Here is a 17,399-nt window from a genome sequence, read left to right as displayed (position 1 = left end):
TTCTTTATCCACTCCTGTATGCGCGTCCGTACCTCCGTTAAACCTCTCTGTGAACTTTGCCGTGTTATCCGCCGCAAAGGTGTTGTCCGTGTTGTCTGCAAAAATCCACGCCACAAACAGCGTCAGGGTTAATCCTTTCTTTAAATCCCACCACACTGAATTATGGCCCGCCTGCTTGGAGTCGAAATCCCGAACGAAAAGAAAATCGAATACTCACTTCCGTACATTTACGGCATTGGGCTTTCCATCAGCCGCAAAATTCTTGCCGCCACCAACATCGACCCGAACATCCGGGCAGGTGAACTGAGTGACGAGCAAATCGCTGCGATCACCCAAACCGTTCAGGGAATGAAGATTCCGATCGAAGGTGACCTTCGTCGTGAGCTTCAGATGCACATGAAGCGCATCCTCGGTATCAACTGCTACCGCGCACATCGTCATCGTCGTGGTCTGCCAGTTCGCGGCCAGCGCACACACACCAACGCTCGTACTCGTAAAGGTCCTCGTAAGACCGTGGGTGCCCAGAAGGCGAAGTAATCTGAATTTTAGCAACGTCCCCGTCTACATATCATGGCTGAAGAAACGACCCCCGACGCACCTGCCGCAGAAGCCCCCGCTCCTGCCGCACCTGCCACCCCCGCTGCAGCAGCGCCTGCCGCTGCTCCTGCTAATCCTGCTGCACCAGCAGATCAGCGCATTTCCACCAGTGGTGACAAGCAGGTTTCCCAGAATGTCTGGCTCGAAATCGGTGGTGAGGCCGCTGAACAAAAGGTCGTCAAGGCCAAGGGTTCCAAAAACGTCTCCTCAGGCCTTGTTCACGTTTACGCCACCTTCAACAACACCATCGTCACGATCACTGACCGTGCAGGTGGTGTGATCGGCTGGTCCACATCTGGCAAGATGGGCTTCCGTGGTTCCCGTAAAGGCACCGCATACGCCGCTCAGGTCGTTGCTCAAGACGCTTGCCGTCAGGCCATGGGTCACGGTCTCCGTGAAGTTGAAGTCCGCCTTCGTGGTCCTGGCTCCGGCCGTGAGTCCGCAGTGCGTGCCGTTCAGGCTCTGGGTGTTGAAGTCACCACCATCAAGGACGTGACCCCGATCCCGCACAACGGCTGCCGTCCGCCAAAAGCACGTCGCGTCTAATTTTCAGCTCCTTTCTACTACCCACTATGGCACGCTACACAGGTCCTCGCGAAAAAATCAATCGTCGTTTCGGCATTGCGCTTTTCGGTCCTTCCAAATCTCTCGAAACCCGTAACTTCCCACCAGGACAGCACGGCGCACGCAACACCCGCCGCAAGACCTCCGAATACGGCACAGCCCTCGCTGAAAAGCAGAAGCTGCGTTACCAGTACGGTCTCATGGAAAAGCAGTTCCGCCGCTTCTTCACTGAAGCTCAGCGCCGCAAGGGCGTGACCGGTGAAAACCTGCTGCAGATGCTCGAAATGCGCCTCGACAACGTCGTGTTCCGCATGGGCTTCGCCAACACTCGTTTCGCTTCCCGTCAGCTCACCAGCCATCGTCACATCACTGTGAACGGCAAAGTCGTGAACATCGCCAGCTACCAGTGCAAGCCAGGTGACGTCGTCGCCGCTCGCACCACCAGCCAGCGCAGCCAGCAGCTCATCGGTCGTTTCCTCGAAATGACCCAGGGCACGCCTGCTTCCGACTGGATGACCGTCGATCGCGACAAGATGAGTGGTGTGGTCAATCGCGTCCCCGTGCGCGAAGAGATCAACCCGATCGCCAACGAGCAGCTCGTCGTCGAACTCTACTCCCGTTAATCCCTCAGGATTAGCCAACATTCTTCAAGAGGGACGCTTTCGAGCGTCCCTTTTGCTTTTATTGATGCAATGCCAAAGGGGATATATAGTAGTGATTTGGTGGGATTAATTATTCGAAGCATATGATTTATTTTTATAAAGCCAAAGCCACACAAGGTGCGGCTGTTGTTTGGATTTCGGTTCTATTACTGGCCCAGCTTGGTGGATTGAGGAGACTCAATGGACAGACGTTGGACGAGTTACTCAAAACGAGAACAGCTAAAACGATTGAGCGGAGCCCTGAAACCGAGGAGGCTTGGAGGCAAATGCTCGCTGCTTTTGTCTCAAATGAAGAGGAAAAGGCCAGATTGATGGCGGAGAAAATGCTGAGCCAAAAACAAGTGCTTACGCCTTTGCAAATCAGAGCGACGCAGATGTTAGTCGATCTGGCGTCCAACGTAATGGACAGAAACGATTCGACTGAAGTGGCTCAATTGAAGCAAGATGCCTTGGAGGCATTGAACGCGGGTAACTTTGCCGAAAGACAACTGGCGAGGGTTTCGGCGGAAATGACACAAATGCCCAAGCAGTTCACAGCGGGCGGGCCAACTCATCAAAAATGGAACCATCTCACTAATGAAGAGCACGGATATACAGCCAACCGTGACGCAGCAAAAAAGAAATATGCCGCCCTTAAGACAAGATATGAAGAACTGACGAAGGATAAAACCAACCTTTTAGAAGAGAGCCTTGTCAATCTGGCGACTGCTCTGTCTGATGAAGACCAAATTGATGGGGCGATCGCCTTGTGTAACGTTTATATCAGAAAAAAACCGCCGGCGGAAGTCGTGGTTAAAAAGGGGCAGGACCTGGTCCTGATCAAGGATGCTTACAACCGCGCAAAGCAGCTCCTGCAGGCAGTCGAATCCACCGTCCGCAAGCTTGTTGCTGACAAAAAATTGTGGGAAGCACAAAGTGAACTGACAAAGAGCAGGGCATTGATCGAGGCTCGAATTGAGGATGCGCGTGAAAAGCATGCATTCGCCAAACTCATCGAGCCACTGGATCAAGAAATGACTGTCATGATCAGTCAATCAAAGGCCAAAGCTCTAGAGATCAAAAAGCTTGCGAAAAGCGATCCTGACGAAGCTTTGCGACTACTGGACGTTTTAAAGGCGACCGCCATTGATAATCCTGACATTGATGATGCGGGTGCCGCGATTCGGCAAAAGGACAAGCAGACTCAGGGCCTCGCCAATGACCGGCGTATTCAAGTCATTGTGGATCTGGCACAAACGGACCTCAATGCCGCCAAAAGCTTGTTCAATGATTTACAGACTTCGTTGTCGGGAGAGGATGCTATCATCCTGAAAGCACAGTTAAACGGAGCTAAGCGCGGCATATGGAGTTCCGAATTAGGCTCTATACGGGCCGATGTCGATTTAGCGCACAGTTTTTTGGAAAAGGTGAGTTCCAATTTTCTCTACACATTGAAAAACGGCAATGAGGGGGAGATCAGAGCCGCATTGACCACCTACGAGGCAAAAGAAAATATGACGAGAGCCAAGGGGCTTCTGGTCGGTGCCCATAAAGCACTCGATTTTATTCCAGTCATTGGAATGGATGCGGTCTTGGTTTCGAGACTAGAAGGTCTCAAAGCTACGGCGTTGGCTTCACTCACTGAGATTGAACGAGCAGAAGCTCTCGGTATTGTCAAAGAAGATTCATCAGGGCCGATGGTGGGACTGATTGTGTTCGTCATTGTCATGGCTGCCCTCGTTTTCTTTTTAATGACGAAAAAGAAGGTGATCAAACATTGATCATAGACGCAGTTGAAGTCGATCGTGGAATGTTCTGGATTCTTCAATCGAGCTTTGAAAAGGGTTCCCTTGAGCGTCCCTTTTGCTTCTCCCCTTTCTCTCCCTAGATTTCTCTCATGACCCCGACACGCCTCGAACTCATCGGCACCGAAGTCGCCCTCGTTTGGAACGATGGCACGGAGCAGTACATCCCCATGGAAAAACTCCGCGCTGCATCACCCAGCGCCGAGAACACCGGCGAGCGCGACCTCCTGGGCAAGAAAATCGGCGGCACAGATCAAAAGCACTTCCCCGGCGTCACCGTCAAGGACTGGCGCATGGTCGGCGGCTACGCCATCCAGTTCGACTTCAGCGACGGCCACAATACCGGCTTGTACACCTTTGATTATCTGCGGGCGCTGGGAGCAGTTGAATAACGAAAACGCCAATCTAGAGGCATTCCTCATTTCATTCTCCCACCACACTGACCACAATGCTCCGTGTATGCGGGGCCCGGCGGTGCTCAAAGAGAAAGATGCCCTGCCACGTCCCCAGCGCCAGGCGGCCATTCATCACGGGAATGACTTCGGAGCTCCGGGTTAGCGCCATGCGCAGGTGGCTCGGCATGTCATCCGGCCCTTCGTGCGTATGCACGAAATAAGGCGTGTCCTCAGGCACGAGATGGTCAAAGAAGCTGTGCAGATCTGTGCGCGCTGACGGATCGGCATTCTCAAAGATCACCAAGCTCGCGCTCGTATGCTGCACAAAGACAGTCGCCGTGCCGGTGCGGATGCCGCTGGCACGCACGATCTGCTGACAGCGCTCGGTGATCTCATAAGTGCCTTTGCCTCGGGTGGAGATGGAAAATTGATCAGCGTGTGCGGACATGAGTGAATAGGGAACGGAGGGCAGGTTTCGAGTCTCTCAAAACGGAGGATAGGCCTCAGGCCTGTCAGGCGGATCGAGGCGTCCCGCCTTCGATTCAGAAACCTCTGCTCAGTCACAAAAAATGCCATGTGACTCAACATCACATGGCATCTCATTTTTTAAAGCAGAAGGTCGATTACGCCAGCTCCGTCAGCTTGGCCTTCACCGCATCGAAGTTCGGCAGGTCCTTCGGTGTGGCGGTCTGCTCCGAGTATTGGATGACGCCATTCTTGTCGATCACGAAGGCTGCACGGGCGGAGGTGTCACCGATGCCGGCGAGCCCAGGGAAGAGCACGTCGTAGGCCTTGGTGGTTTCCTTGTTCAGGTCGCTCACCAGAGTGATGCCGATCTTTTCCTTCTGCGCCCAGGCTTCCTGCGCAAAGGGGCTGTCCACGCTGATGCCGATGACATCAGCGTTCAGGTCACTGTAGGAGCTAAGGCCTGCGGTGATATCGCAGAGTTCCTGAGTGCAGACGCCCGTAAAAGCGAGGGGGAAAAACAGCAGGACGGTGTTCTTGCCAGCTGCGAGCGAGACATCGCTGAGACCGGATTCGGATTTAGACTTGAGGGTGAAGCCAGGGGCTTTGGAACCGACGGAGAGTGCCATAGAGGTTGTGTGGGTGTGGGTTACGTTAGGGCCGGGTGGCCGGGTGTCTTGGTATCAAGACCAGTCTGGCCTTCAGGTCAAACTAACAAAAGGCCAGCCGTCTCATGCCTGAGTCGGCTGGTGCCCTGCGGGAGGTTCATCACGCGGATAGCCCGCCCAACCGCTCCGCCCTGCCACCTCCTGCACAGGCTACTTCACCAGCCACTCTACCAGCGGAGTCTCAGGATTTTTCCCCTCACCACGCACCCAGCGCAGGTACGGCCCCTGAGCGCTGAGCATCCCCGGCAGGTCCAGATACTTCGCCCCACCCGGCAGGAACATCGGATCACGGTAATCAAGAATCTTCCCAAAACGAAAGCCATGCGTGTCATACGCCGCGCGGTCGATCGCCTCACCCGCCACCGCACGCGCCGCCACCGCGATGGGCCCCGTCTGCGTGCCTAATGCCGCGATGCACACCATCTTCGGACTCGGGTGAGATCCCACCTTCGTGTTGCGCAGGAAACTCGTCAGCGTCAGCACATCATGCACTCGCTGCGCAAACAGCGCGCTGTTGTAGCCATACGTGTACCCCGCAAACTCACGCGGATTCGCCACCAGCCGGTTCTGCTTCCCGAGTTCGCCACCTTGAAACAGCAGATCCACCCCCAGCACCGCCACGCCTCCCTTCACCAGTTCCTTCACCTCCTTGTTCGCGAGTCCAGCCTTGCCCGCATCATCCAGCCAGATCACCACCCGCCCGTTCCACTCCTTCGGGGATAGCCACGCCACATCGAGCTCTTCACCATACGTTTTGTTCGTCAGCATGCCCGTCATTTCAAGATGATCACCGCGATCCTTCATTTCCTGCTTGTCCTGCAGCGTCCATTCCACCTCACCCGCCTTGTCATACGTCCGGCCAATGACCACCTCCACACCCTCGCGCAGCACCTTCGGGTCCGCCTCACTCAGCAGCTTCTCTGCATCCTCAGCAAAATACTTCAGCAACTGACGCTCAAACTCCGGGTCCGCCGCCTTCGGGGCAGGGTGCTTCTCATCCCAAACCGTCAGTTGCTCCCGCGTCAGCGGCTCATAGTCCTGCTCGATCACTGGCGACTCCCCACCCAGCTTGAAATGCTTGTTCACAAACGTGTAAAATGCAGACCGCGTCACCGCGTTGTAGTTGTGTGGGAAGTGCTCCCCTCGCAGCAGGAAGACGTTGTCTTTCTTGCCAAAGGTCGTGTACAGCTTCTGCAAATCGGGAAAGCCCTTTGTAGCCAGTTCCTTCGTCCAGTCGTTCGCCGTGTTCATGCCCTGCGGCTTCGGCGCAAACAGACCCGCAAACTCCACATTGCCCGTGTTGATCCGCAGCAGCGAAGTGTTCTCACACGTGCAGCCGCCCTGCATCGCAGTGCTCACCATCACACACGGAAAGGAGAGCTTGATGCGGTCATCAATCGCCGCCAGCAGCATCGTCTGCGTGCCACCACCGCTCGCACCCGTGATCGCCGTACGCTCCGGATCCACCTCCGGCAAAGACAGCAGAAAATCCAGCCCCCGCACCGCGTTCCACGTTTGCAGCCCCATGATCGACTGCAGATGCGCCTCCGCTTGCGGACTGTACAGCCCCCAGTTCTCCGCCGTGTTCATCTCCGGCCGCTGCTTCGCAAAAGTATGCACCACCTCCCGCGGAATCTGCACCGAGTCCGAATCGCTCAGCATATCCCACTGCCACACCACGCAGCCCATCCGCGCCAGCTGAATGCAGAGCGACTGAAAAATGCTCTTCCCACCCCGCTCAAAACGCTCGCCACCCGCCGCGATCTCCGCCCGCACCTTCGCATCCGTCTCAATCGAAAGCCGCGCATCTTTCCAATGACCATGCGCAAACATCACCCCCGGCACCTTGCCCTTGATCACCTTCGGCTTCCACAGGCTGCCCGTCACAAAGAATCCCGGCGCACTCTCAAAATAAACCTTCTCCACCGTGAAGCCATCCCCCTCCACCTTCCCATGCACCACCGCATTCAGCGGTGTCTTCGTCGGCATCGGCCACAGCCCCTCCGCCACCAGAATCTGCCGCCGCACATAATCCTTCCGCGCATCCCACTCACTCAGCGAAGACGGCGGATTGAAAGGAAAATACCCATTTAGATCCTTCGGCGCCTGCAACCGGCTGTCCTCAGCACGGACAAAGGAAGAGGCAAGAACAGCGAGCAGCAGCAGTTTGGCATTCATGGTGGGAAAAAGAGAGAGCCCAAACAAACGCCCCAAATCCACCAAGTTCATCATCAAGCTCACAAACAACCCTCATGCCACCTTCTGCCTGCATAGGTGTGTGTGAAAGACATGAACGGCACTCAGTTAAGTCCAGTCATCTCAGCATCGTGCCCCGCAGCTCTCCACATCCTCATGCACCTCGCAGAGCTGGACACTCCCCGTCACATCCGAGGTCTTGGCCAAGGCCAATCAGACCCATCCCGTGGTGATCCGTCAAACTCTCGCCGGCCTGCGGCTGCCTTGTCGAGCAAGCAGTGAACGCGTCTTTGCACCAAGCCTTCCAGGCCGCAGAGAGCCTGCTTCTAGCCCACTTGGGAAAAGTGTCATGAAAGCATTCGCCGAAGCTCAACCCTGCAGGACCTTCGTCGCCATTCACCGAAGAACCTGTTTAAGCGTAGCTATTACCGCCCGCTTTAGCCAATTCGGGCATGAAGGCATTTCGCGCTGCCTCCAGCCGCAACATCTCTGCTTTAACGCGCTGCGCGTCTGCTTTCTGAATGAGGCTCTCCCACTGATCGCAAGGAAATTCGCATTCCGGCAGCACCTCCTGTAGCACCTTCCATAATCCCTTCTTTCCTGCTATGCCCAAAGAAAGGATTTCAAAAGCTTCAATCTCACCGAGGCCTGAATCGCTAGAATCGGTCAGGTGTAACTTTGCGCGGCTCACCTTCTCCATGAGCCAAGCCCCCGCTTGTTTAACCTTGCTCTCCCCGCTGCTGAGCGACTCCATCAGCTTTTTGAGCAGATCTTGATCACCCTGAATTTCCATCTTCAACTCGATCATTTCCATTTTTCTTGGAGAACCATTCTCCTCATTGTCTACCAAACGATCCAGTAGCTCTATGGCGACTACCGAGCCAGCCAGGTGGTCATTGAGATAGGTGCACAGGAGATCATCATTCATGTCATTTAATCGCGATCCGGACCGGCTTAGGACGGGCGGAAATGCGACATAAGTTCGATGTCCCTCAGATTGACTGAACAATGAATGAGACCGACTGCAAAGAATTGAGCATTACCGGCTCGCTCAACAAGCTCCTGTATCGATCGGCCGCCCTCCATCAGGATGAGAGCCTGATCGACGGCGGAACGATCCTCAAGCAGGCGCAGAAGGCAAAGATTGATCCGACCATGAGGACGTCAGCGGCTCAGGCTAGTCTCGCCCTATATTACAATCAGTGAGCACCCCTACCTGCTTCCTTTTGCATCATCTGCTTTGTTGACCGAATTGTTGTCTTTATGTCGAATCAAACATCTAACATTAACCCCCGTATGCCCACTTTGCAGGAGGCGCTCTTAATTTTAGAGGAACAGCTTCGCCTTCCAGACTGGGCTAAAAACGTTGGCCAGCGACCAAGCTTGCAGAACCCATCTACTGGAATCAGCAGTGTTCGGTTCATCTCTACCTTAGAGTTACAACCTCCGATGGACGCTGGAAAAGTCTGAGTAATAGCTTGCTAGCGCCTGACACTAACTTTGAAAATCGTTGCATACCTGTGAAATTTCAAGCCATACGCTTGGGATGGAGCCTTCGACCAATAAGCCAAGAGCTGTTTATACCTGTGATGTCAGAGACGAAGAGTGGGGGTTTTGCCAGCCTTACCTGCTGCTGATGCGGGAGGATGCGCCCCAGCGGGAGTATCCGCTGCGCAAACTCTTCATCGCCCTGCGCTATATCGTGCGTTGAGGCTCCCAGTGGCGGCTGATGCCTTATGACCTGCCGATCTGGCAGGTGGTTTACCAGCAGTCGCAGCGCTGGATGAGAGCCGGCTGCTTTGAAGTCATATCCCATGATCTGCGTGAGCTCACACGTCTGGCCAAATGACGCAACGCCCAGCCCACAGCGGCTACGTCTGGCCTCAACGCTTGCAGGCATGCACTGGCTGGCCTTTACCACTCTCATGCTTTTCTCCCTTTTCCCCCAAAGTTAATAACAGGCTCTAGGACTGGCAGCATAATATGATCTCATATAGTGAGATTTCAGAGGCAGAAACCATCCTGTCCACCCATGTGAGCCACGTATTACGATGCGACCGCTTTGTCCTCGGTACACGATTTTCAATCGGATTGAAAATCATGACCACCTCTAAAAACATCCAAGGAGATTATGGGCGCTCGCCCCCGACGCCTGTCACGTTCGGTCGTCTGCTCACTGCAGCTCGAGACAGTCTTGCCCTTTCCCTGGACGATGCTGCTCACAAGACGCGAATTCATTCACGGATGTTGCGATGGCTTGAGGAGGGAAACATCGCGGCGTTTGGGAGCATCACTTACTCACGTTCTTTTATCCGGGCCTACAGTGTGTTTCTGGGTTTGGATCCCACCTCTTTTCTCAAAACATTGCCGGAGCGCGGTCTGCTGGGTGGGCGGCACGACTACCGCTATCTTACCGAGTCACACGGTGTCTGGCTCAATGAGGGGGGGCGTGGGCGTAAGGAGCGGCTTCGCGCAGCATCAGAGAGTCCATCAATTCACCACATCAAATCACCCATTCCAGCCGGAGTCAGGGCGTTTGCAGTCATGTTGGTGTTCACGGCCATCTGGAGTGTGCACATGTTGGACATTCGGGCTCAGAAAAATCAGGCCCAAAACCTCGAGCCTCAAGATCAGAGCCATCAGGTGCATGCCAAAAAGTGGCAAACCGGTCACTTGGGACAGTTGCATACGACGGTGGTCTTATCTGGTAACAGCCGCGATTGATTCCTCAGCTCAATCAAATGCGTCGGCACCTCATCACAGCCTTTAACCGCTCATGAATACCGATAACACCAAGGTCGGCCATAGTTCCCGAAAGAGGGGCGAACCGCACAAGCATGCCGTAGGTAAAAGCGCACCCAAGCCAGAAACCAAGGCCAGGCATAAGGCCAAGTCGCGGAATCATGGGAACAAGCGCACGAAAGCCGCCACTCGCGCACCTACCCATGAGAAGTCTTCAAAATACCAGTGGTTAAATCAAAAGTACGGCCGTCTCCGCGCACGTGACTGGCTCTTCATCGGAGGGCTTGCCCTTGCGGCACTCTGTGTTGGCGGATGGTTTTTGGTACGCCGTGAGGTGCCGGACTTCCGTCCTGCGCACCAGTTTGCCGTGCGGGATCCCTTCTTCTTCAGTGCGGCGCACGCGGCGGCCGATCCGGTGCCGGTGGAGGGAAACCGCATCACCCTGCTCCACAACGGCAAAGGCACTTTCCCGCAAATTCTCCAGTCCATCGCTGGCTCCAAGGCCACCATCAATTTCGAAGCCTTCATTTTCAATTCAGGCCAGGTCGGAGACCAGTTCATCGAGGCCCTCGTGGCCAGGGCCAGAGCCGGTGTGGAGGTTCGTATTTTGCTAGATGGCATAGGTTCTGGCCTTTCGCTCAAGAACTCTGATGTTCGTCGGCTGGAGGAAGGCGGCTGCACCTTCGCGTATTACCATCCCACCCGTGCCTTTCGGCTCGACCGGCTCAATCGCCGCACGCATCGCCGGGTGATTGTTATTGATGGCCGTGTGGGGTTCACAGGTGGGATTGGCTTTTCGGACGAATGGCAAGGGAATGCCGACTCCCCTGATCATTGGCGCGATCTTCATGCGAAAGTGGAAGGTCCGGTCGTGGCCAAGTTACAGGCGGCCTTCCAGCAGCATTGGTTCGCTGCGACGGGAGAGATGCTCGCAACACCTTCGCATTTCCCGCTTGTTGAAACCGCCGGGAAATTGCGGGCGCAGGTCATCACCTCCACCGAGTTCTCTCTGGCTGCCTTGCCACTCATGCAGGCCGTGGCCATCGCCTCTGCGGAAAAGACCATTGATATCACCAACCCTTACTGCACCCCAACGGAAGGTCATGTGTACTTGCTCAATGAGGCCGTGAAGCGAGGAGTGCGCGTGCGCATGTTGCTGCCGGGAAAGCACAACGACCAGCCGTGGACTAAGGCCGCAGGCCGCACCTGCTATGGCGAACTCCTCAAGGGCGGTGTGCAAATCTTTGAATACACTCCCACCATGATCCACAGCAAGACGATGGTCGTCGACGGCCTCTTCTCTATCCTGGGCACATCCAATCTCGATGCGCGCTCCGCTGCCATTAATGAAGAGATCGACCTCACGGTTTACGACCAGGATTTCGCCAAGCAGATGGAGGGCATCTTTGAAGACGACATGAAGCACACCAGCCCCTATACACTGGAAAGCTTCGAACGCCGCGGGCTTTGGGAGCGCTTCAGCGAGTGGATCGTGCTGCCCTTTCAGTCGCAGCTGTAACAGCTCCCACACTCGTCCAACGCAGATAGTTTCGCACGGATGCCGAAGACATCCTTATGAAGAGGGAGCTAATACAATTTCAGTTTCAGAAAAAATGCCAGGCATGAATGGCACTCGGTTAAGACTGCCTTTCGTCGATTCAATGCTCTCAGCCATCGGCGTCTTCCAATGGAAGAACGGCACCCTTTTTACCGCACCGCTCCGCGACAAACCAGCCCTGAATGGGCTGCGGAATATAGCCCAGGGTCAGCCGAGCCTCAGCGAGGCGACCCTGGGTTTCAACGCCAGCAACCGGGAAGCAAATCCAGCGCGCCGCTGCACCTTCAGTCCACCAGCAGCGTCTGACAAACGCACCGCCACACGCCTGCGCCCAGGATCATCGAAAATTCACGATGGTAGCCCTTAACCGAGTGCCATTCATGCTAGGCATGAATGGCACTTGATTAAGAGCTTGGGTCACTCAAGCAACGCGACAGCGTCTTGGAGTGCGGTGGCAGCGATGCACGGCGAGTAAAATGGGGTCAGAAGTAAAATGGGGTCAAGTAAAATGGGGTCAGGGTGCAACTCTTGACAAATAAACTGCCACTTCGCACCCCTGAAAAAAAACTCTTCAACACTTTCGGCCATTCCACCCTGACCCCATTTCCGGCCAATGGAGAAACATCTGCAACGTCTGCATTCTCAACGGGGGGGGGATGCGCGCAGGCTTCTTCCACCGGAGAATCTTCCTCATCCTCCCCAAATTCCCCGGGGGGGTATAGTCGCGCAGGAGGTCTGCCACGGCGCGGCAGGCCGGAGACGTGAGTCAACTCACCGGGAATGGACACTGACTTCCCCTTTGGTGAACGATCTTGCAGTGCGTTATTTCAGCCTGCCGCAAGCTCCAGGGCCGGAGCCATCATGACGCTGGCGCTGCCCTTGTAAGTCAGTCTTGGAAACCCACCCTGACATCCCTTGGCAGATAGTAGAACCACTCAATCCAGAACCCTTGAGGAGATGGAGCGTGGCGAAAAAGCAGAGGGATCATCCTGATCCCTCCATACTCCGCCGCACCCATCACTCTTTCCCAGCCGGGACCAGGATGGTCTCTCTTCTTCCAAACCGCCAGACTGCGAGGGCGATCGTATGCCAAGGAGCGTTGCAACACGCTCACGGACGGGCGGGCTGCCGCCACACCCATTCCACGAACATTCTGCGCGCCAGCCGTAGGTTGGGTGTGTTTGGCGTCGAAGACGTTGCAATACCCACCGCCACCTCCGCCAAACCGCCCGACTTCGAGGATGTCCGTACGCCATAGAACCCACAGTGATTCACCAGCAGACGCCTTCGCTGCCCGGCCTCCTCTCAATGGAGCTGTCCAGCAGGCTTGTGTAACCTGTGTCCAGCCAAGTCGCAGAGCGCTGGATTGGCAGGATTGTTTCCTTTGTTGGCCAACTGGGTGATGAGAGTACGGAGAGCCGTCCGGCTCGATCCATGAAGGCGGGGTGGGACACATGGGCGGATTGCTCGTCCGTCTATACCCCCCCGAGGAATTTGGGGAATTTGGGGAGGATTCTCCCAGTGCAGATCGCTGCGCGTGTACACCCCCCCGTTGAGAATGCAGACGTTGCAGATGTTTCTCCCCATCGGCTATTGGCCTGCGCGTGTACCCTCCCGTTGAATTTGTCGAATTTGTCGAAGTTGTCGAAGTTGTCGAAGTTGTCGAAGTTGTCGAAGTTGTCGAAGTTTCCAAGGTGACCGAGAGAAGGCCGCCTGAAGTAATCTTGTGAATTCTGCCATCCTGTTAATCCTGTCAAAACAGGCAACGCAATATCTTCCATTTCCTGCTTCCTCTTTCCTCCACGCGGATTCAGACAGGATTCACAAGATTCCAGAATTTCAGGATTTTGAAGCAGGCACGGGACACAAAAAAGAGCGGCGGCTTGAAACAAGCCGCCGCTGCGAGGGTGCTCGGGGGAGCCTACAAAATCACCCCGGGCTGATACGCGGCTGCCTGCGGGAACTCCTTCGTGATCGCCGCCACATGCGCGCAGAAGGCGTCCACCTGCTGGGGCGCGTCACCCGCGTTGGCTTTGCCGTCTTCGACGAGGCGTTGCATGTCTTCGGCGGTCAGGGTGAGGCGCACGTCTTCCACGAGGCGGGCGAGGAGGTCGTTCTCGCGGACTTTGCCGGTGCGCATGTCTTTGGCGACCTGCACGGCGTGCTCTTTAATGACTTCGTGGGCGGTCTCGCGGCCGGCTCCAGCTTTGACGGCTTCCATCATGACCGTGGTGGTCAGGAGGAAGGGCAGGTAGCGCATGAGCTCCTGCTCGACGACGGCTTCGAAGACTTCCATCTGATTGAGGACGGTAAGCAGCGTCTCCAGCAGGCCGTCCATGGCCAGGAAGGCGTCCGGCAGCATGACGCGGCGGACGACGGAGCAGGACACGTCGCCTTCATTCCACTGATCGCCGGCGAGACCGGAGGCCATGGTGAGGTAGCCTTTGAGGATGACATGGAGACCGTTGATGCGTTCGCAGGAGCGGCTGTTCATCTTGTGCGGCATGGCGGAGGAGCCCACCTGTCCTTTGGCGAAGCCTTCGCTGGCGAGCTCCTGCCCGGCCATGAGACGCAGGGTGCGGGCAAAGCTGGAGGGTCCGCTGGCAACCTGGCAAAGTGAAGCAATCACCTGCAGGTCGAGGCTGCGTGGATAGACCTGGCCGACGGCATTGAAGGCGGCGGGCATGCCGAGGTGGCGCAGGATGCTGCTTTCCAGCTCCGCTGCCTTTTTCGTGTCTCCATTAAAGAGGGTGATCTGATCCAGGCGGGTGCCCACGGCACCCTTCAGCCCACGCGCCGGGTAGCTGGCGATGAGATGCTGCAGATCGCCAAAGGCGACGAGCAACTCCTCGCCGAACATGGCGAGGCGCTTGCCCAGGGTGGTCACCTGCGCGGCTACATTGTGCGTGCGGGCGGTCAGGGGGATGTCGCGCGTCTCTGCGGCACGGCGGGCGAGTCCGGCCAGTGCGGCCACGCTTTTGCTGCGGATCTCCAATAGGGCGCGGAAGACCTGGAGCTGCTCGACGTTTTCCGTGAGGTCGCGGCTGGTCATGCCTTTATGCAGGTGCTCGTGGCCGGCGAGATCGCAGAATTCTTCGATGCGGGCCTTCACATCGTGCCGCGTCACGCGCTCGCGCTCCATGATGGAGGCGACGTTGACCTGATCCTTCACCTTCTCATAAGCTTCGATCACGCCGTCCGGCACCGAAATGCCAAGATCGCGCTGACCTTTCAAAACTGCGATCCAATAATCGCGCTCCAGTCTGACTTTCCCTTCAGGCGACCAGAGGGCGCGCATGGAGGCGGTGGCGTAACGTTCGGCGAGGACATTGGGAATGGAATCAGGCATGGAACAATTCATCTAGGCCAAATGGGGCCAGTTGGCAAATCGGTGTTTGGCACCTGCACCCACTGCAAGGAAGCGACTCTCTCATAGAGTAGCTCAACTCCTTGGGTGGCAATGATCCGGTCGTTTCAACCCTGCCAGCACAGGGTATCCATGTGGACTGGCTATATAAAGAACGTTTTATTATCCTTATTCTAGTTGAGTTGTAATTGTATGAAATTCTTCAGGATTTCCGAAGTTTTTTAGCAGGCACACACATTTGGTTTGCAATTCTGGCAATAATTCGCAAATCTACCAATTATCCCGAAGCGCGTTCTTAGCTGAGCGCCGATAATCACATTGTAATGATTGAAATTATCAACCAACGTTGTTAATAACTTCCTAGCGCGACTCAGTTTCGATTTTTACCGTTAATTCCAGGCAACAAGACACACTCCCAAAATTATGGCCGATCCAGCATTACCCGAACTCATGACTGTTAAAGAGACTGCGGAATACCTCCGCATCCCTCTTCCAACGGTCTATTATCTTGTCCAGCGCGGCCAGTTGCCCGCCGTACAAATCGGCGGCCGCTGGCGCATCAAGCGCAGCCTGCTCGACCGCGATGTGCTGCGCAAGGAAGACGAAGCTGGGCAGCCGACGGTTATGGTGGTCGATGACGATCCCGCTCTGCAGGCTCTCTTCAAACAGTTCCTCAAGAAGGCTGGTTTCGGACGCCTCGTGGTCGGCACCGGTGCTGAAGCCATCACCATGGCGAAGAAGCAGAAGTTTGACTTCGTCTTCCTCGACCTCAAGCTCCCGGACGTTCCCGGAGACGAAGTCTATTCGCAGCTCAAAGGGCTGTATCCGGATCTCCCCATTGTGGTGATCACCGGCTACCCTGACAGCGAAATCCTCAGCCGTATCCTTTCCCATGGCCCGGTGACCGTGATCAAGAAGCCGATTGAATACGATCAGCTCAATCTGGCCGTCAAGCAGCTCGGTCACAAAGGCACAGCCGACGCCACCGTCTGATTTTTTCGGACCACCAAGTCACTCTCCCGACTTCATTCAGCCCCGTCAGTTTACCTGACGGGGCTTTTTGTGCCTACCATCCCGAGCAGCGCGTGCCGCAGGCCGGGTAGGGAACCGCTATGCGGGTCCGAAGTTTCGGGGCTGTGGCGTCGCGGGCGCTGCAAAAGGTGCGCCGTCCTTCGAATGTGGCAAGACAGGAGGTGGGGAGCCGTTGCCGCGATGGTTTGCAGGTGGGGGAAATGCCACCCTCGAATTAAAAACAGCTATGACTCCTCCGTAACAGCACCCGGAGATTGGAAATACCAAGGCAGGAAGAGGAGAATTTCAAACTACGCAGCCGCCGCCGAGAAAAACACCTTCTCAGCCGTGCCGCGTAGCATCCAGGCTTTGTCCTGTTCGCTGAGGAAATCCAGCCGATCACGAATGATCGCGATGGAGCTGCTGTAGTTATGGCCGTGCTCGACCTGGAAGGGGCAGTCGCTGGCCCACATGACTCGCTGGGGGCCGAAGGCATCCCGCACCTGACGGACGAGGGGTCCCATGTCGAGGTAGGGCACCTTCTTGGCACCGAGGGCATAGAAGGCGGAGGCCTTCACATGCGTCTTGGCATGCCGTGCCAGACGCAGCAGGTTCTGCACCTCCTCAGCCTTGGGCGGTCCCGCCATGCCGAGACGGGCGAAATGGTCCACCACCACGCTCGTGTCAGGGTACCACTCACACATTTTGTCGAGCAGCGGCAGCGTGTCCGGATTGATCAGCGGGCAGACGCTCACCTTCAATTCAGCGGCCGTCTTCCAAAGCGTCGCCATGCCTGGAGAGCCCAGCCAGTCGGAGAGATTCGGCGCCTTGCCGGAACTGATGCGGAAACCGCGCACGCCCTGTCGCACCAGACCCCGCATCGTCTCGGCCAGGCCTGCCGCATGCTCGTCCACAATCCCCACACCGCTGAACACGCCGGGATGCGTGCGCATCATGTCCAGCATGTAGCGATTGTCCGTCTGGTAGTAGCTCATCTGGATGAGCACGATGCGGTTCACACCTTCCGGTTTGCAGTGAGCAAACAACTGCTCCGGGGTAAAACTCGGCGGCCGCATATCGCTGACGGCATAGCCACGGGCGAGCGGGTACTTTTCCACGTCAGGCGTCCACACATGCACATGCGCATCGATCCAGTTTCCTTTGCCAGAGGCAGGCAGAAGATTGCACCCCGTGAGGGCAGTGGCGGTGGTGGCGAGGAAAGAGCGGCGTGTCTGTGTCATGTTTCCATATCGTAGCGAAGAAGTCCGTTTTTGCGAGAAGAGGTGGTTTAGCAAGAGGTCAAGACGTCAAGGAGTGGTCAAGAGTCGACCCCTCGACCCCTTGACCCCTTGACCCCTTGACCCCTTGACCCCTTGACCCCTTGACCCCT

The 17,399-nt window shown here is 56.2% G+C and carries 17 protein-coding genes and 1 pseudogene; 12 read left to right on the top strand and 6 right to left on the bottom strand.

All coding sequences use genetic code 11. The annotated features are described in order from the left end of the window. The first annotated feature begins 18 nt into the window (after positions 1–18). From rpmJ to PSV43_RS20635, 6 genes are all read left to right on the top strand, one after another. Entirely contained in the window at positions 19–132 is a 114-nt protein-coding gene (rpmJ, locus tag PSV43_RS20660; RefSeq protein ID WP_133796336.1) for a 50S ribosomal protein L36, read from the top strand. 30 nt (positions 133–162) lie between these two features. Further along, positions 163–537, top strand: a complete 375-nt coding sequence (gene rpsM / locus PSV43_RS20655; RefSeq protein ID WP_300202056.1) for a 30S ribosomal protein S13 — start codon at positions 163–165, stop codon at positions 535–537. A gap of 33 nt (positions 538–570) precedes the next feature. Next, positions 571–1,143, top strand: a complete 573-nt coding sequence (rpsK, locus tag PSV43_RS20650) for a 30S ribosomal protein S11 (RefSeq protein WP_345784680.1) — start codon at positions 571–573, stop codon at positions 1,141–1,143. A 26-nt stretch (positions 1,144–1,169) separates the two neighbouring features. Continuing rightward, entirely contained in the window at positions 1,170–1,784 is a 615-nt protein-coding gene (rpsD, locus tag PSV43_RS20645) for a 30S ribosomal protein S4 (protein ID WP_300202054.1), read from the top strand. A gap of 122 nt (positions 1,785–1,906) precedes the next feature. Further along, positions 1,907–3,583: a hypothetical protein gene (locus PSV43_RS20640; protein WP_300202051.1), complete on the top strand. Its 1,677-nt coding sequence runs from the start codon at positions 1,907–1,909 to the stop codon at positions 3,581–3,583. A 116-nt stretch (positions 3,584–3,699) separates the two neighbouring features. Further along, positions 3,700–3,999, top strand: a complete 300-nt coding sequence (locus tag PSV43_RS20635; protein WP_300202048.1) for a DUF971 domain-containing protein — start codon at positions 3,700–3,702, stop codon at positions 3,997–3,999. Between the two features lie 31 nt (positions 4,000–4,030). Here the strand turns inward: PSV43_RS20635 and PSV43_RS20630 are convergent, their stop codons facing one another. The 3 genes from PSV43_RS20630 to PSV43_RS20620 form a co-directional block, all read right to left on the bottom strand. Further along, positions 4,031–4,450 carry a secondary thiamine-phosphate synthase enzyme YjbQ gene (locus PSV43_RS20630; RefSeq protein ID WP_300202045.1) on the bottom strand — a complete coding sequence of 140 codons (420 nt, stop codon included), beginning with the start codon at positions 4,448–4,450 and terminating at the stop codon, positions 4,031–4,033. A gap of 175 nt (positions 4,451–4,625) precedes the next feature. Then, a complete protein-coding gene (locus PSV43_RS20625) occupies positions 4,626–5,096 on the bottom strand; it encodes a redoxin domain-containing protein (RefSeq protein WP_300202042.1) in 471 nt (156 codons plus the stop codon). A gap of 189 nt (positions 5,097–5,285) precedes the next feature. After that, positions 5,286–7,313: an acetylxylan esterase gene (locus PSV43_RS20620; RefSeq protein ID WP_300202039.1), complete on the bottom strand. Its 2,028-nt coding sequence runs from the start codon at positions 7,311–7,313 to the stop codon at positions 5,286–5,288. A gap of 174 nt (positions 7,314–7,487) precedes the next feature. Here PSV43_RS20620 and PSV43_RS26145 point away from each other — a divergent pair. Then, positions 7,488–7,681 (top strand): annotated as a pseudogene (locus tag PSV43_RS26145) (hypothetical protein); the annotation flags it as partial. A gap of 62 nt (positions 7,682–7,743) precedes the next feature. Here PSV43_RS26145 and PSV43_RS20615 read toward each other — a convergent pair. Continuing rightward, positions 7,744–8,259 (bottom strand): hypothetical protein, encoded by a 516-nt coding sequence (locus PSV43_RS20615; protein ID WP_300202036.1) that lies wholly within the window; start codon positions 8,257–8,259, stop codon positions 7,744–7,746. A gap of 80 nt (positions 8,260–8,339) precedes the next feature. On the opposite strand from PSV43_RS20615, the gene PSV43_RS20610 reads away from it, so the two are divergent. The 4 genes from PSV43_RS20610 to PSV43_RS20595 all read left to right on the top strand — a co-directional run bounded on the left by PSV43_RS20610 (position 8,340) and on the right by PSV43_RS20595 (position 11,592). Next, positions 8,340–8,537 (top strand): hypothetical protein, encoded by a 198-nt coding sequence (locus PSV43_RS20610; protein WP_300202034.1) that lies wholly within the window; start codon positions 8,340–8,342, stop codon positions 8,535–8,537. A gap of 340 nt (positions 8,538–8,877) precedes the next feature. Further along, a complete protein-coding gene (locus tag PSV43_RS20605; RefSeq protein WP_300202031.1) occupies positions 8,878–9,042 on the top strand; it encodes a hypothetical protein in 165 nt (54 codons plus the stop codon). Positions 9,043–9,314: 272 nt separating this feature from the next. After that, positions 9,315–10,055, top strand: coding sequence for a helix-turn-helix domain-containing protein (locus PSV43_RS20600; protein WP_300202028.1), 741 nt, complete (start codon positions 9,315–9,317; stop codon positions 10,053–10,055). A gap of 52 nt (positions 10,056–10,107) precedes the next feature. Beyond that, positions 10,108–11,592, top strand: a complete 1,485-nt coding sequence (locus PSV43_RS20595) for a phospholipase D-like domain-containing protein (protein ID WP_300202025.1) — start codon at positions 10,108–10,110, stop codon at positions 11,590–11,592. A gap of 1,960 nt (positions 11,593–13,552) precedes the next feature. Here the strand turns inward: PSV43_RS20595 and purB are convergent. Next, positions 13,553–14,980, bottom strand: coding sequence for an adenylosuccinate lyase (purB, locus tag PSV43_RS20590; protein WP_300202022.1), 1,428 nt, complete (start codon positions 14,978–14,980; stop codon positions 13,553–13,555). A 468-nt stretch (positions 14,981–15,448) separates the two neighbouring features. Here purB and PSV43_RS20585 point away from each other — a divergent pair, with 468 nt between their 5' ends. Continuing rightward, positions 15,449–15,991, top strand: coding sequence for a response regulator (locus tag PSV43_RS20585; RefSeq protein WP_300202019.1), 543 nt, complete (start codon positions 15,449–15,451; stop codon positions 15,989–15,991). 329 nt (positions 15,992–16,320) lie between these two features. Here PSV43_RS20585 and PSV43_RS20580 read toward each other — a convergent pair whose 3' ends face one another. After that, positions 16,321–17,250 carry an amidohydrolase family protein gene (locus PSV43_RS20580; protein WP_300202016.1) on the bottom strand — a complete coding sequence of 310 codons (930 nt, stop codon included), beginning with the start codon at positions 17,248–17,250 and terminating at the stop codon, positions 16,321–16,323. Positions 17,251–17,399: the final 149 nt, after the last annotated feature.

Source organism: Prosthecobacter sp., assembly GCF_029946185.1.
Lineage (GTDB): Bacteria > Verrucomicrobiota > Verrucomicrobiia > Verrucomicrobiales > Verrucomicrobiaceae > Prosthecobacter.
The sequence above is the reverse complement of the archived record's forward strand: the minus strand, read 5'-3'. Positions and strand labels throughout refer to the sequence as shown.

Excerpts from the sequence above, each read along its gene's own strand:
- rpmJ (WP_133796336.1), top strand. The coding sequence starts at position 19 with ATGCGCGTCCGTACCTCCGTTAAACCTCTCTGTGAACTTTGCCGTGTT.
- rpsM (WP_300202056.1), top strand. The coding sequence starts at position 163 with ATGGCCCGCCTGCTTGGAGTCGAAATCCCGAACGAAAAGAAAATCGAA.
- rpsK (WP_345784680.1), top strand. The coding sequence starts at position 571 with ATGGCTGAAGAAACGACCCCCGACGCACCTGCCGCAGAAGCCCCCGCT.
- rpsD (WP_300202054.1), top strand. The coding sequence starts at position 1,170 with ATGGCACGCTACACAGGTCCTCGCGAAAAAATCAATCGTCGTTTCGGC.
- PSV43_RS20640 (WP_300202051.1), top strand. The coding sequence starts at position 1,907 with ATGATTTATTTTTATAAAGCCAAAGCCACACAAGGTGCGGCTGTTGTT.
- PSV43_RS20635 (WP_300202048.1), top strand. The coding sequence starts at position 3,700 with ATGACCCCGACACGCCTCGAACTCATCGGCACCGAAGTCGCCCTCGTT.
- PSV43_RS20630 (WP_300202045.1), bottom strand. The coding sequence starts at position 4,450 with ATGTCCGCACACGCTGATCAATTTTCCATCTCCACCCGAGGCAAAGGC.
- PSV43_RS20625 (WP_300202042.1), bottom strand. The coding sequence starts at position 5,096 with ATGGCACTCTCCGTCGGTTCCAAAGCCCCTGGCTTCACCCTCAAGTCT.
- PSV43_RS20620 (WP_300202039.1), bottom strand. The coding sequence starts at position 7,313 with ATGAATGCCAAACTGCTGCTGCTCGCTGTTCTTGCCTCTTCCTTTGTC.
- PSV43_RS20615 (WP_300202036.1), bottom strand. The coding sequence starts at position 8,259 with ATGAATGATGATCTCCTGTGCACCTATCTCAATGACCACCTGGCTGGC.
- PSV43_RS20610 (WP_300202034.1), top strand. The coding sequence starts at position 8,340 with ATGAATGAGACCGACTGCAAAGAATTGAGCATTACCGGCTCGCTCAAC.
- PSV43_RS20605 (WP_300202031.1), top strand. The coding sequence starts at position 8,878 with ATGGAGCCTTCGACCAATAAGCCAAGAGCTGTTTATACCTGTGATGTC.
- PSV43_RS20600 (WP_300202028.1), top strand. The coding sequence starts at position 9,315 with ATGATCTCATATAGTGAGATTTCAGAGGCAGAAACCATCCTGTCCACC.
- PSV43_RS20595 (WP_300202025.1), top strand. The coding sequence starts at position 10,108 with ATGAATACCGATAACACCAAGGTCGGCCATAGTTCCCGAAAGAGGGGC.
- purB (WP_300202022.1), bottom strand. The coding sequence starts at position 14,980 with ATGCCTGATTCCATTCCCAATGTCCTCGCCGAACGTTACGCCACCGCC.
- PSV43_RS20585 (WP_300202019.1), top strand. The coding sequence starts at position 15,449 with ATGACTGTTAAAGAGACTGCGGAATACCTCCGCATCCCTCTTCCAACG.
- PSV43_RS20580 (WP_300202016.1), bottom strand. The coding sequence starts at position 17,250 with ATGACACAGACACGCCGCTCTTTCCTCGCCACCACCGCCACTGCCCTC.